At 67.0% G+C, this 14,243-nt stretch carries 12 protein-coding genes and 1 pseudogene; 9 read left to right on the top strand and 4 right to left on the bottom strand.

Features of this window, described 5'->3' with window-relative positions; translation table 11 throughout:
* Positions 1–54: 54 nt before the first annotated feature.
* Positions 55–1,344 carry an ammonium transporter gene (locus tag J7I89_RS10470; protein WP_214969747.1) on the bottom strand — a complete coding sequence of 430 codons (1,290 nt, stop codon included), beginning with the start codon at positions 1,342–1,344 and terminating at the stop codon, positions 55–57.
* Between the two features lie 293 nt (positions 1,345–1,637).
* Between J7I89_RS10470 and glnT the strand changes: the two genes are divergently transcribed.
* The 7 genes from glnT to J7I89_RS10435 all read left to right on the top strand — a co-directional run bounded on the left by glnT (position 1,638) and on the right by J7I89_RS10435 (position 9,181).
* Positions 1,638–3,023 carry a type III glutamate--ammonia ligase gene (glnT, locus tag J7I89_RS10465; RefSeq protein WP_214969745.1) on the top strand — a complete coding sequence of 462 codons (1,386 nt, stop codon included), beginning with the start codon at positions 1,638–1,640 and terminating at the stop codon, positions 3,021–3,023.
* 28 nt (positions 3,024–3,051) lie between these two features.
* Entirely contained in the window at positions 3,052–3,960 is a 909-nt protein-coding gene (locus J7I89_RS10460) for a glutamine amidotransferase (protein WP_214969743.1), read from the top strand.
* On the top strand, positions 3,948–4,688 hold the full coding sequence (locus J7I89_RS10455; RefSeq protein WP_214969741.1) for a protein glxC: 741 nt from the start codon (positions 3,948–3,950) through the stop codon (positions 4,686–4,688). Before J7I89_RS10460 ends, J7I89_RS10455 begins: the two co-directional genes overlap by 13 nt.
* A gap of 9 nt (positions 4,689–4,697) precedes the next feature.
* Complete coding sequence (locus tag J7I89_RS10450; protein ID WP_214969740.1) at positions 4,698–6,056, top strand: FMN-binding glutamate synthase family protein; 1,359 nt, start codon at positions 4,698–4,700, stop codon at positions 6,054–6,056.
* Entirely contained in the window at positions 6,056–7,195 is a 1,140-nt protein-coding gene (locus J7I89_RS10445) for an FAD-dependent oxidoreductase (protein ID WP_214969738.1), read from the top strand. The genes J7I89_RS10450 and J7I89_RS10445 overlap by 1 nt, the downstream gene beginning before the upstream one ends.
* Positions 7,196–7,256: 61 nt before the next feature.
* A complete protein-coding gene (locus J7I89_RS10440) occupies positions 7,257–8,513 on the top strand; it encodes an allantoate amidohydrolase (protein WP_308159863.1) in 1,257 nt (418 codons plus the stop codon).
* Between the two features lie 29 nt (positions 8,514–8,542).
* Complete coding sequence (locus tag J7I89_RS10435; protein WP_214969736.1) at positions 8,543–9,181, top strand: XRE family transcriptional regulator; 639 nt, start codon at positions 8,543–8,545, stop codon at positions 9,179–9,181.
* Positions 9,182–9,356: 175 nt separating this feature from the next.
* Here J7I89_RS10435 and J7I89_RS10430 read toward each other — a convergent pair whose 3' ends face one another.
* Positions 9,357–10,589, bottom strand: a complete 1,233-nt coding sequence (locus tag J7I89_RS10430) for an Ig-like domain-containing protein (RefSeq protein WP_308159862.1) — start codon at positions 10,587–10,589, stop codon at positions 9,357–9,359.
* Positions 10,585–11,487 (bottom strand): annotated as a pseudogene (locus tag J7I89_RS25925) (PKD domain-containing protein); the annotation flags it as partial. The gene J7I89_RS10430 and the pseudogene J7I89_RS25925, both read right to left, overlap by 5 nt.
* A 539-nt stretch (positions 11,488–12,026) precedes the next feature.
* Between J7I89_RS25925 and J7I89_RS10410 the strand changes: the two are divergent.
* Positions 12,027–12,632, top strand: a complete 606-nt coding sequence (locus tag J7I89_RS10410) for a PadR family transcriptional regulator (RefSeq protein ID WP_214969733.1) — start codon at positions 12,027–12,029, stop codon at positions 12,630–12,632.
* Positions 12,633–12,687: 55 nt separating this feature from the next.
* Here the strand turns inward: J7I89_RS10410 and J7I89_RS10405 are convergent, their stop codons facing one another.
* On the bottom strand, positions 12,688–13,410 hold the full coding sequence (locus J7I89_RS10405) for a hypothetical protein (protein WP_214969731.1): 723 nt from the start codon (positions 13,408–13,410) through the stop codon (positions 12,688–12,690).
* An 81-nt stretch (positions 13,411–13,491) separates the two neighbouring features.
* On the opposite strand from J7I89_RS10405, the gene J7I89_RS10400 reads away from it, so the two are divergent.
* A complete protein-coding gene (locus tag J7I89_RS10400; protein ID WP_214969729.1) occupies positions 13,492–13,962 on the top strand; it encodes a MarR family winged helix-turn-helix transcriptional regulator in 471 nt (156 codons plus the stop codon).
* Positions 13,963–14,243: the final 281 nt, after the last annotated feature.

Raw genomic sequence — 14,243 nt, 5'->3', positions numbered from 1 at the left:
CCGCCCGGACCTGCCTAAACCCGGCTACTAGGCCCGATTACTGAGGCCCCGTTGCTAGGCGCGGTGCGGGGATCCCAGTTCCACGGGCTCTTCGTCGCTGAGGTAGGCGGCTTCGGAGTGGGCGGCGATGTCGATGCCGCGGAGTTCATCTGCCTCGTGGATTCGCAGGCCCATGGTGACGTTGAGGACCTTGGCGATGACCCAGGTGACGGCGAAGGAGTACGCGAGCACTGCGAGGGTTGCGAGCGTTTGGACGCCGAGCAGTTCGAAGCCTCCGCCGTAGAACAGCCCGTTGACCTTGTTCGGTGCTGCGTCCGTGGCGAAGAACCCGATGAGCAGCGTTCCGATGATTCCGCCCACCAGGTGCACTCCCACGACGTCGAGTGAATCGTCGAAGCCCAGGCGGAATTTCAGTTCGATGGCGAGGGAGCAGACGGCGCCGGCGATGATGCCGATGGCGAGGGCGCCCAGCGGGCTGACGGCGCCGCAGGCCGGGGTGATGGCCACGAGGGCGGAGATGAGCCCGGACGCGGCGCCCATGCTGCTGGCGCTGCCGAGCCGGATGCGTTCCACCAGGGTCCAGGCCAGCAGGCCGGCGCACGCGGCGACGGCAGTGTTGAGGAACACCACGGAGGCCGAGTGGCCCGCGGTGAGTGCTGAGCCCGCGTTGAATCCGAACCAGCCGGCCCACAGCAGCCCGGCGCCGACCAGCACGAGCGGGCGGCTGTGGGGCTTGGTGTGCTCGCTCTTGGGCCAGCCGGCGCTGCGTCCGAGGACCAGGGCGAGGGCGAGTGCTGCGATTCCGGCGTTCATGTGGACGGCGGTTCCGCCGGCGAAGTCGATGGCTTTGAGGCTGTTGACGATCCAGCCGCCGGTCACCGAGCCGTCGGCCGAACTAAAGGCGAATACCCAGTGGGCGACGGGAAAGTAGACCAGCGTTGCCCAGAGGGCTGCGAAGGTCATCCAGGCGCCGAACTTCATCCGGCCCGCGGCGGCTCCGGCGATGATCGCCGTCGTGATTCCGGCGAAAAACAGCTGAAAGGCGGCGAACAGGGCGGCCGGGATGGGCGCCTCCGGATCCTCGGCAAGCAATTGCTCCATGCCGAAGTATTCGGTGACGTTGCCAATGAGGCCGGCACCGCCGACGGAGTTTCCGAAGACCATCGAATACCCGAACACGGCCCACAGCACTGCGACGATGCTCATTCCGCCGAAGCACATCATCATCATGTTCAGGATCCGGCGGGAGCCGACCATTCCGCCGTAGAACAGCGCAAGGCCGGGGATCATGATGCATAGCAGGGAGCCTGCGGCGAGGATCCAGGCGACATCTCCAGAGTTCATTAGGACGTCCATTTCGATTGGGGAGATTGAGGCATCGGGGCCCGCGAAGGATGGCGGGCCGGATGCGGCAGGGTCCGGAGTGTCGGACACTCTGATGAAACCATGATTCATCCCAGTAGAGACCTTCGGGTTTCCGGTGTGTTAAATCCGGGTTGCGTCTGGCGGCTTACGGTTCACGCAACCCCTGAAACATTGATTTAACCTCGGGCGCCACCCGCTGTAACATCACTTTGACTACTGTGGTTCAACAGCGTTTCCCAACAGGTAACACCAATGTGGACAGGACAGTTCCGATGACAAGTGTCGCAACCCCTGAAGTACCAACTGCAGTACGCACCGAAACCCCAGTGCCGGCGGAGGCCGGCCGCATTTCACTGGCCGACATCGCCAGGGCCCACGACGTCCGGTTCCTGCTGGCCACCTTCGTGGACATGACCGGCAAGCCGTGCGCCAAGCTGGTCCCGGTCGAAGCCGCGGACGAGCTCGAGGCCGGCGCGATGGGATTTGCCGGATACGCCGCAGGGCTGATCGGCCAGAAGCCCCAGGACTCGGACCTCATCGCAGTTCCGGATCTGGCGTCCTTCACGCCCGTGCCCTTCATCAAGGACGGCCTGGCGATCATCCACTGCGACCCGCATGTTGACGGGAAGCCCTGGCCCTACGCCCCGCGCGTCATCCTCAAAAACACCTTGGCCCGCCTGGCCGGCCAGGGCATGCAGGCAAAGGTCGGCGCCGAAGTCGAATACTTCCTCGTCAACAAGAACTCCGACGGCTCCCTGAGCACCGCCGACGCCCGCGATGACTCGCCCCGTCCCTGCTATGACGCCCGCGGCGTCACCCGCATGTACGAGCACCTGACCTCCATCTCGGAGGCGATGAACGGCCTGGGATGGGGCAACTACGCCAACGACCACGAGGACGCCGCAGGACAGTTCGAGCAGAACTTCAACTACGCTGACGCCCTCACCACGGCCGACCGCGTGGTCAGCCTGCGCTACATCCTGAACATCCTGGCCGAACAGCGCGGCATGACCGCCACGTTCATGCCCAAGCCCTTCACCGACCGGACCGGCACGGGCCTGCACTTCCACCTGTCCCTGTGGTCAGGTGCGGATGCGCTGTTCCCCGGGGACGACGGCGGCAGGGGACTTGGGCTCTCAGAGCTCGCCTACTCCTTCATCGGGGGCATCCTGAACCATGCGCCGGCCCTCCAGGCGTTCCTCGCCCCGACGGTCAACTCGTACAAGCGTTCCGGGGCCACCACTAGCTCCTCCGGAGCCACCTGGTCGCCGCGGAAGGCCTCGTTCGGGGGCAACGACCGCACCCACATGATCCGGGTCCCGGACGAGAAGCGGATCGAGCTCCGCTCCGGCGACGGCTCGGCCAACCCGTACCTGGCCATCGCCACGGCCATCGAAGCCGGGCTGGACGGCGTCATGAACGGCACCGACCCGGGCGCACCGTCCGGGCCGGGCGAGGCACGCCGGGACGCCCACCTCCTTCCCGCGACGCTGCTGCACGCCGTCGAGGCCCTGCGCCGGGATCCCGTCATCCTCGCCAGCCTGAGCGGCGACGAGGCGATCGGCATGTACTACGCCGATGCCAAGGAAGAAGAGTTCCTGACCTGGCACAACCAGGTCAGCGACTGGGAAATCCGCACCTACCTGACCTCGATCTGATAACTCCCACCTAGTAAAGGACACACAAATGTGCGGAATTGCCGCGCTGCAGCTGCGCAACCCCTCGCTGCACCCCGAGATGGGCAGCCTCCTGTCCTCCATGATGTGCCAGATTGTGGACCGCGGACCGGACTCCGCCGGCCTGGCCGTCTACGACACCCCCGGGCTCGTCTCCAAGGGCACCTCCACCGTCAGCCTCCTGGGCAAGGACCAGGGCCTGCCGGTCGATGACATCGCCGCGTCACTGGAAAGCCTGCTCTCGTCGTCCGCCGCGCCGGCCGTCAGGGTGGTGGGCGACACCACCCTGGTGAGCGCCGCCGTCGGCACCGATCTGCTGGTCAAGGCAGTCAGCGAAACCCTCCCGGACTCCACCATCATTGGCCGCGGCGAGCACGTGGCCGTCATGAAGAGCGTGGGCCACCCGATGGACATCGCCGCCGAGCACGGGCTGGAGGCCATGTCCGGACGCCAGGGCCTGTCCCACACCCGCATGGCCACCGAGTCCGCCGTCACCGCCGGAGGGTCCCACCCCTTCTCCGTCGCGGACGACCTGTGCCTGGTGCACAACGGCTCCTTCTCCAACCACGCCACCATCCGGCGGGAGCTCAAGCGCGAAGGCGTGGTGTTCGACTCCGACAACGACACCGAGGTCGGCGCCCGCTACATCGCCTCACGCCTGCAGCAGGGCGATGACCTGGAAACGGCACTCACCAACCTCGGCAAGGTCTTCGACGGCTTCTACACCCTGGTGGTCACCACCGCCGACAGCATGGCCGTGGTCCGCGACCCCATCGCCTGCAAGCCCGCCATCATCGCCGAAACCGACGACTACGTGGCCATGGCCTCCGAATACCGCGCCCTGGCGGCCCTGCCCGGCATCGAAACAGCCCGCATCTTTGAACCGGAACCCGGAAAGGTCTACACATGGTCACTCTGACAGCCCCCGAAACCCACGCCCCGGCCGCAGCCGCGCAGGAAGGCGCGACGGAAAACGCCGCCGTTGACCTGGCCGACAGCCCCGTCCGGAACCTCAACCAGGCCCTGCACGACGCTACTGACGGCCAGTCCTGGACCGTCACCAACCCCGGCGGCAAGCACAGCCTTGCCGTCGGCATCGATGCGCACGTCAGCGTCAGCATCAACGGCCACGCCGGCTACTACGCCGCCGGGATGCACCAGAAAGGCGAGGTGACCATCACCGGCAATGCCGGCGTCGGACTCGCGGAGAACATCATGTCCGGAAAAGTCCACGTGCATGGCGACGCCTCCCAGTCGGCCGCGGCCACCGGCCACGGCGGACTCGTGGTCATCGACGGCAATGCCGGGGCCCGGTGCGGGATCTCCATGAAAGGCGTGGACATCGTCGTCGGTGGCAACATCGGGCACATGTCAGCGTTTATGGCGCAGGCCGGCCGGCTGGTGGTCTGCGGCGACGCCGGCGACGCGCTGGGCGACTCCATCTACGAAGCCCGGATCTATGTCAAGGGCAACGTCGCGTCCCTCGGTGCGGACTGCATCGAGAAGCAGATGGAATCCGAGCACCTCGACGAGCTCGGGGCACTGCTCGCCGCCGCCGGCCGCGCCGAGAACCCGGCGGACTTCAAACGCTACGGATCGGCACGGAACCTCTACCACTTCAGCGTCCACAACTCGACGTCGTACTAAGGACACCCCATGACCATCACCTCACTGCCCCAGGACACAGTTCTCCCAGCACAGCACACCGAAGAGCTCGGACTGCGCGAATCAGCCACCTTCGACCGCGCCACCATCGCCGACATCCAGCGGGCAGCCGCCACCGGCGTCTACGACATCCGCGGCTGGGGCGCCAAGCGCAAGGTCCCGCACTTCGATGACCTGCTGTTCCTCGGCGCCTCGATGTCCCGCTACCCAATGGAGGGCTACCGCGAAAAGTGCGATACCGACGTCGTCCTCGGCGACCGGCACGCGAGCCGGCCGCTGCACCTGCAGACCCCGGTGACCATCGCCGGGATGAGCTTCGGCGCGCTTTCCGCCAACGCCAAGGAAGCGCTGGGGCGCGGCGCCAGCGAGGTGGGCACCTCCACCACAACGGGCGACGGCGGCATGACGCCTGAGGAGCGCGGCCAGTCCAAGCACCTGGTCTACCAGTACCTGCCGTCCCGCTACGGCATGAACCCGGACGACCTGCGCAAGGCCGACGCCATCGAGATCGTACTGGGCCAAGGCGCCAAGCCCGGCGGCGGGGGCATGCTGCTGGGACAGAAAATCACCGAACGCGTCGCCGGCATGCGCACCCTGCCCGTCGGCATCGACCAGCGCTCCGCCAGCCGCCACCCCGACTGGACCGGCCCGGACGACCTGGCAATCAAGATCGGCGAACTCCGCGAGATCACCGACTGGAAGACGCCCATCTACGTCAAGATCGGAGCCTCTCGCCCGTACTACGACACCGCCCTGGCCGTGAAGGCCGGAGCCGATGTCGTCGTCGTCGACGGAATGCAGGGCGGCACTGCCGCCACGCAGCAGGTCTTCATCGAAAACGTGGGCATCCCCACCCTGGCCGCGATCCCGCAGGCCGTCCAGGCCCTGCAGGACCTGGGCCTGCACCGCAAGGTCCAGCTCATTGTCTCCGGCGGCATCCGCACCGGCGCCGACGTCGCCAAAGCCATGGCCCTCGGGGCCGATGCCGTCGCCATCGGCACCGCGGCGCTGATCGCGCTGGGCGACAACGATCCCCGCTACGCCGCCGAATACGCCGCCCTCGGCTCGGCGGCGGGCTACTATGACGACTTCCAGGACGGCCGCGACCCCGCCGGCATCACCACCCAGGACCCCGAACTCTCCTCCCGGCTGGATCCCATCGCGGGCGGACGGCGGCTGGCCAACTACCTCCGTGTCCTGACCATGGAGGCCCAGACCATCGCCCGGGCCTGCGGAAAATCACACCTGCACAACCTCGAACCCGAGGACCTCGTGGCACTGACGATCGAGGCATCCGCCATGGCCCGCGTTCCCCTGGCCGGCACGTCCTGGATCCCCGGAGCCACGTAATGGCGGAATCCTCCGAATTCGTTGTGGTCGGCGCCGGGCTGGCCGGCGCCGCCACCGCGTGGCAGCTGGCCTTGCAGGGGCATGACGTGACCGTGCTGGAGCGCACGGTCCCGGCCAGCCATGACGGCAGCTCCCACGGGTCCGCCCGGATCTTCCGCTACGCCTACCCGGACGAGTTCTACACCCGCGCGGTCATCGAATCCAAGTCCCTGTGGGACGAACTGGACTGGGCCAGCGGCTTGGAACTGATCACCCCTTTCGGCGCGGTGGACTACGGTCCCGAACGGCAGCCGGAGCACCTCGCCGGCGTCCTCGCCGGGGCGGGCGTCGAGCATGAACTCCTCAGCGCCGCTGAGGCGAAAGGGCGCTGGCCCCACATCGCGTTCGACACGCCCGTGCTGTGGCACCCGGGCGCCGGAGTGATCGACGCCGAGAGCTCGGTCAACGCGATGATCGACCAGGCGGTGAAGCACGGCGCCAGGGTGCTGACCGGCTGGAACGTCACCGGGGTGGAAAAAGCGGGCGCGGGCTACCGCCTGGTTTCTGAGCGCGGAGAGACGCTCGACGCCGGCAGGGTCATCATCAGCGCCGGCGGCTGGCTCCCGCAACTGCTGGACAGGCTGTCACTCCCGGCAGGGTTCCTGGACGCACTGCCCGAGTTCACGGTCCGGCAGGAGCAGGCGTACCACTTCCGCTACCTCGGCGCAGCAGCCCCGTGGCCCACGTTCATCCACAAAAGCGCGGACATCCAGACCTACGGCCTCCCTGGAGGCCGGGATGCCGGCTTCGCCGGCCAGAAAGTGGCCGAATACAACGGCGGCAAATTCATCCCCTCCGCTGCCGAACAAACCGGCCTGGTGGACCCGGCCAACCGGCGCCGTGTGGTGGATTACGTGCGGAAATATCTGCCCGGGCTCCACCCGGAGCCGTATGCCGAGACCACCTGCCTGTTCACCAATACCGCGAACGAGGATTTCGTCATCGACCGGGCGGACGGCCTCACGGTCCTGTCGCCCTGTTCAGGACACGGCGCAAAATTCGCACCATTGATCGGTCAATGGGCGGCCGCCCTCGCGACCGGGACCGGTGACGTCCCGGCCCGGTTCCGCCAAGCAACCGCGCGAATCAACGCCAACTGACCGGGCAGCGCCGGCTGATCCGGCAAACCAGAAGACACCCCTAAAGAAACGGAGCCAGCCCGTGACCTCCTCGGCGACCAAACCGGCAACCGACACCGTAACCGGCCTCATGCGGGACATCTCCCGCGTCGGAACAGACACGCACCGCGGCGGATACTCCCGCCCGGTCTTCTCGGACGCCGAAACCGAGCTGCGAAGCTGGTTCATCGAGCAGGCGGGCAGGCGGGGACTCGACGTCGGCACGGACGAGAACGGCATCATCTGGGCCTGGTGGGACACCGCCACCGGAACGCGCAGGGACGCCGTCGTGACCGGCAGCCACCTTGACTCCGTTCCCGGCGGCGGCGAGTACGACGGCCCGTTGGGCGTCGCCTCCGCACTCGTTGCCGTGGACATCCTCAAGAGCCGCGGCGTCCGTCCCGTCCGCCCGCTGGCCATAGCTGTCTTTCCGGAGGAGGAAGGCTCCCGCTTCGGCGTCGCGTGCCTGGGATCGCGGCTCCTCACTGGCGCGCTGGACCCGGACAAGGCCCGCAATCTCAAGGACATCGACGGCAACACCTACGCCGAGGTGGCCGCAGCAAACGGCCAGGACCCCCGGTTCATCGGCGCCGACTACAAGACCCTGCGGCAATTGGGCCTGTTCGTTGAACTGCACGTTGAACAGGGGAGGGGCCTGATCGACTTGGGCCAGCCGGTGGCCATCGGCTCTTCCATCCTGGGCCACGGCCGGTGGAAGCTGTCCGTGAGCGGGCAGGGAAACCACGCCGGCACCACCCTCATGAAGGACCGGAAGGATCCGATGATCGCCGCCGCCAAGATCATGGTCGGCATCCGGGACACCGCCGCGAAATACCGGGACGCGCGCGCCACCGTGGGCAGGCTCCAGCCGGTCCCCGGAGGCACCAACGTCATCGCCTCCCGGGTGGACATGTGGATCGATGTCAGGCACCCGCGCGACGAAGTCACCGCAGCCCTCGTCGAATCCATCCACCTCAACGCCCAGGTCATGGCCGCCGAGGAGAACTGCACCGTGACCTTCGGCGTGGAATCGCTCAGCCCCACGGTCCACTTCGACACGGGCCTGCGGGACGAGCTGCAGGCGCTGCTTCCCGGCGCTCCCGTCATGGACACCGGGGCGGGCCACGACGCCGGAGTGCTCGCGGCCCACATCCCCACGGCCATGCTGTTCGTCAGGAACCCCACCGGAATCTCGCATTCCCCGGAGGAGCTGGTGGAGGATGACGACGGCGAGACAGGGGCATTGGCTCTGGCGGATGCCTTGGCCGGACTGCTCGGCCAGGCCAGGCACATAGGCTAGAACCGGCGGCCCCGACTTATGATGGCTGAATGACCAGCCCCGCTCCCGGCGAGACCAACCTGCCCCCGGAAAACGACCTGACGGCAGGCGCTGACGGCAAAGAGGCGCCCGGCAAGCTTGAACGGATCATTGCCGCGCAGGTCCGCCACTACAGGACGGCGAACGGCCTTTCCGCTGCCGAGCTCGCCGCCAGGACCGGGATGTCCAAGGCGATGATCTCCAAGATCGAGTCAGCCAGCACGTCCTGCTCCCTGACCTCACTGCAGCGGCTTGCCGAGGGGCTGAACATCCCGGTCACGGCGCTGTTCAGGGGCGCAGACACCGACAGGGACGCAACGTTCACCAAGAACGGCGAAGGCAGCCTGACCGTGCGCAGCGGAACACAGCACGGACACGAATACCGGGTCTTGGGAACCCTCAAGGGCCGCACGGACGCCCTCGAGCCCACCCTGGTCACGCTGACCGACGCATCCGATGTCTTCCCGCTGTTCCAGCACCCCGGTACGGAATTCATCTACATGCTCTCGGGGAAGATGGTGTACGGGCACGGGGCGTACGAGTACACGATGGAGGCCGGAGACTCGCTGCTTCTCGACGGCGAAGGGCCGCACGGTCCGCTGGAGTTGCTGGACCTGCCCATCCGGTTCCTTGCCATAGCCGCGAAGTAGCCGGCGCAGTCATCAGCCGGTGCGGTCGTTAGCCGCGGCCGGCTTAGAGTCCTGAACCTCAGGCCACTGCACTCAGGCGGCCGTCGCAAACGGTCCTCGAAACGCGGCTCATTCGCTGGACGGCCAGGTCGTCGCGTCGCACGTCGCCTATTTGCTCTCGGCGCCCGGGTCTGGATCAGAGGCCCGAGGCCGTGTCGGAGTCGGAGGGTTTGGTTCCGAGCGGGACTCCGTTCGTGTCGGTTGCGATGCCGGGTTGGCCGTTCGCGGTGCCCTGGTAGGTGGGGGTGCCGGCGGGGACGCCGGTGGCCGGGGTGCCGCTCTTGAGGGCTCCGAGGGTGATCGTGAGGGTCTTGCCGTCCGCGCTGAGCGAGACGGAGGACGGTGGGCGGGTGCCGGTGCCCTTGAAGGTGAGGCGTCCGCCGGTGCTGGTGGTGTAGTGGGCGCCGAGGTTGACGGTGCCGAAGTTGTTGGTCGTGCAACCCGTCGAGAGGGTCAGGGTGTCGTTGGGGGCGGAGATGTTGCGGCTGATGAGCACGCTGACGCTGTTGCTCTTCTGGGTCCACGGCCCTGTGGGGCTGGTCCAGGTGTTGCAGAACGAGCTCGGGCTCATGGGCTCGTTGAACACGACCACGACTTTGTCGTTGGTGTCGGCTGTGCCGGCGGTTCCGCCGTTCTGGAGCGTGACGGAGACGACCCTCGGGCCGATGCGGCTGGTCGCGGTCGTCACTGTGCTGACGTTGCCATAGGTGTCGGTGGCTTGGGCCGAGAACGTGACCGGTCCCGAGTTGAGGGTGCTTAGGTTCATCGTCGCGGACCAGTTACCGGAGCCGTTCGCGGTTGCCGTGGCCGATACGCTGTGGTTCGCGGAATCGGTGGCCGTGAGGGCCAGGGTTGCCCCTGGATCAGAGGTCCCGGTGAGTGGGACGGCGCTGATGGTGTCGCCAGTGATCTGGGACGGCACGCTCGTGAACTGCGGTGCTGTTGCGGTTGTCTTCTTCGTTCCGCTCTGAGTTGCGGAGGAGCCGGGGTTGCCGGCGGTGTCCGTCGCGGTGGCCGTGTATGTGAGCTGGCCGTCGCTCAGGCTCGTCAGGTTCGCCGTCGTGGACCAGTTCCCGCTGCCGTCTGCGGTCGCGGTCGCGGTGACGGTGTGCACGGCTCCGGCGTCCGTGACCTTGAGCGATACGGTCGCGCCGGCCTCGGCGGTGCCGGAGATGGGCACGGCCGTGACGTTCGCAAGGTTGACCACGGATGGTGCGTTCAACGTGGGCGCAGCTGGGCGGGTGCCGGGCTGACGGTGATGGTCGAGTTGGTCGAGCTCGAGCCGGTGCCGTTGGTGGCGGTCCGGTCGCGGTGTAGGTTCCGGCGGCGGTGTAGGTGTGGGCCGGGTTCTGCGCGGTGGACGTGCCACCGTCGCCGAAGTCCCAGGACCACGACGTCGGCGACCCGGTCGAGGTGTCGGTGAAGGACACGTTCAGCGGCGCGGTCCCCGAGGTGGGCGTGGCCGTGAAGGAGGCAACCGGCGCCGGGGGCGGTGCCGGGCTGACGGTGATGGTCGAGTTGGTCGAGCTCGAGCCGCCGGCGTTGCTGGCGGTCAGGGTCGCGGTGTAGGTTCCGGCGGCGGTGTAGGTGTGGGCCGGGTTCTGCGCGGTGGACGTGCCGCCGTCGCCGAAGTCCCAGGACCACGACGTCGGCGAGCCGGTGGAGGTGTCGGTGAAGGACACGTTCAGCGGCGCGGTCCCGGAAGTGGGCGTGGCCGTGAAGGAGGCAACCGGCGCCGGGGGCGGTGCCGGGCTGACCGTGATGGTCGAGCTGGTCGAACTTGAGCCGGTGCCGTTGGTGGCGGTCAGGGTCGCGGTGTAGGTTCCGGCGGCGGTGTAGGTGTGGGCCGGGTTCTGCGCGGTGGACGTGCCGCCGTCGCCGAAGGCCCAGGACCACGACGTCGGCGAGCCGGTGGAGGTGTCGGTGAAGGACACGTTCAGCGGCGCGGTCCCGGAAGTGGGGGTGGCCGTGAAGGAGGCAACCGGCGCCGTGGAAGCCGTGGTGAAGATCCACCTCTTGTCCGACGCCAACGCGTTACCGGCCACATCCTTCACCCCACCGGAGCCGCCCATGATCGTCGCCGTGTACGTCGTACCCGCCGGCAGATCCGCACCCGGGTCCAACGTCGCAACCTTGTCCGTGCTGTTGTACGTCACAGCGGCCGGCACCGTCGTCGTCCCCGCCTGCAACGTGAACGTGTCCGAGGTGACCGTCGACGCATCCATCGCCTCCGAGAACCACCCCGTCACATTCGCCGTCCCCGCCACACCAGTCGCGCCAGGAGCCGGAGACGTACCCGTCACCGTCGGAGCCGTCGTATCATCATCACCACCACCGCCGGTGGGGTCGTAAAAGTGCCAGTACCGGCTTGTGTCGTCCACATCGGCGAGCACCAGCAGACCGCTGTTGGCCGTGCCCCGCGCCGCACTGTTGAGGTTCTGCTTCGTCGACGTCACGTGCGGGTTCGGGCACCCGCGAAAGGACAAACTCCGGCCGTAGCTGGCGTCCAGCGAAAATATCTTCCGGCACGGCTGGCCCGCGCAGGGGCCGGTTCAAATTTGAACGGGCCCCTGATTTCCGTAACCACACTTCGTCCATGCCGCACGGGCGCCGATTCCTAAGCGCTTGACTGCTGAGCGGCAGGGTGGCCAGTGACCCGCTCGTTACCGCTCGGACGCCAACGGGGCCAGCGCATTTATCCAGCTATTCCGCTCTTGACCGGCGATACTCGCCGATATATCGTTAACTATCGCCGAAGGATCGGCGGTCAGGAGAGAACTCACTGAAGTGGAAGGACGATGCCGGTATGAAAGGCATTCACGACAATAAATTTGCAGAAGGTGGACCGATAAGGGGACGCTTCGGGCGCGGCAGGAGCCGTCGCGGACCGCACGGACACGGTGGGTTCGGGCCCGGCCGCGGGTTCGGACCGGGCTTTGGACCGGGTTTTGGACCAGGCTTTGGTCCCGGTGGTCCGCGTCGAGCCAACAGGGGCGATGTTCGTTCGGCAATTCTGTCCCTTCTCGCCGAATCACCATCCAACGGGTACGGGCTGATCAAGACCATTGCGGAGAAAACTTCCGGAGCCTGGCGCCCCAGCCCGGGCTCCGTTTACCCGACACTCCAGCAGCTGGTTGATGAAGATCTCGTCGCCCCCGTAGGTGAAGGCCGGCGTACCGAGTTCACGCTCACGGATGCCGGGAGGGAGTATGTGTCCGAGCATGCCGAAGAGCTGAACAACGCGTGGAACACCGATCCGCAGGGATCCGGTCCCGCGTTTCATCAGAGCGTGGCCAAGCTGATGGGAGTCATTCATCAATTCCGCTTCGCGGCAACCGAGGAACAACGCAAAGCCGCGATGGAAAAAATCGATGAAACCCGCCGCGCCCTGTACCACATCCTCGCCGACTAACCCTGTCATTCCGGTGCCGCGATGGCCGGCCGGCTGCTGGACGGAAGGACCGGCATCAGGCGTCCGCTGATCGTTCCTGCCTGTTCGCTGCGGCACGGGTGCTCGGCAAGAGGAATCCCGCCGCGACGAGCCAGAGGAGTCCGCCGAATCGTCCGATGGGCAACAGGACTTGGAACGGCTCGAAGACCATGGAGAAGAAACTCAGCTCGGACAATGCGGCGATCACGACTCCGGCCCAGGCCAGCCAGCGTGGCACGAAGCGCAGGATGAGGGCGGGGACCGCGATTCCAGCGACGAGAAGCCCCATGCCGACCACGAAGGCGACGCCGCCGGTAATGAAGGCGAGGAACGACAGCGCGTGGGTGAGTGTCTGGTCGGCGGTGATTTCCGGGCGGCTCAGAACCCACACCACCAGGGCGGAGAGCATGAGGAAGGCCGAGGCGGTGATGCCGCCGAAGAATCCGATGGCGGGCCCGGGGACCCGGACGCCAAGTCGGAGCTGCCGGGCGTAGACGGTGGCCGCGAAGATGCCCAGGGGTATGGCTGAACCGAACTGGAACAAGCTGGCGAGCCGCACCGCGCCGGCGTTCACGTGGAAGTATGCCGCGATCTGCCCGACCGGGGAGAATGGCGAGACGAAGGTCTGGCCGCCGGTGAGGATCGCGCTGCTCAGCAGGCCGCCGATGGTGAGTCCCAGGCTTATGGCCGCCAGGATACCCGGATTGGGGCCCCCGGATCGCGACGATGGGGAGGCGGGGCGCGGGGACAGCTCGTTCATGATGCTTCCTTTCCGATAACTACGTCATGGCAAGAATGATTCACCTTGTGAATGATTCTGTCAATGGCCTAATATTGGGGAATGGACTCACCGGATGCGCCACCGTCGAAGAGAACCGCTTTTCTGCTGTCGCAACTCGGGGCACTGGCATCGGCACGCTTTGCCGAGCGCACGCGTGACATGGGGCTGACCCCGAGCGACGCGGGAGTGCTCCGTTTGGTGGGCCGAACTCCCGGGCTGAGCCAGCGGTCTCTTGCCGACCGGTTGGGGGCGGTGCCGAGCCGTGTTGTTCCACTCATCGACTCGCTGGAGGCGCGCGGTCTGGTCGCGCGCGTGCGCAGCAAATCCGACCGGCGGAACTATGAGCTTCGGCTAACCGCCGAAGGCCGGAAGATGCTGGTAGCACTGCGCGGTATCGCGGAACAGCATGAAGCCGAGCTCCTGGCCCCGCTCACCAGCGAACAGTCCGCGCAGCTGGGGAATCTGCTGGCCCGGCTGGCCGGCGCCCACGCCCTTGACCCGGACCTTCATCGGGACATGGGTCGCGAGTGAGGCCACCCCGCGAAGGGACAAACGCCGGCCGCAGCCGGCATCGGGCAAAAAATATCTTCCGGCATGACTGGCCCGCGCAGGGGCCAGTTCAAAATTGACTTGAATCGGCCCCTGATTTCCGTCCCCACGGTTCAGGCATCCCGCGCGGTGCCTCCCGTCCCGGGCATCCCGCGGAACCCCGGCCCGGTACGCATGATGCGGCGGTGCCCGCCCTCCCGGCGCTGGCGGCCCAGGAGCGTGGCGCATTTATGCAAACGAATGGATTTGGGCCGTATTAAGCG

Source organism: Arthrobacter sp. ISL-5 (genome assembly GCF_018613835.1).
GTDB lineage: Bacteria > Actinomycetota > Actinomycetes > Actinomycetales > Micrococcaceae > Arthrobacter.
This window is presented reverse-complemented; position numbering and strand designations above follow the sequence as displayed.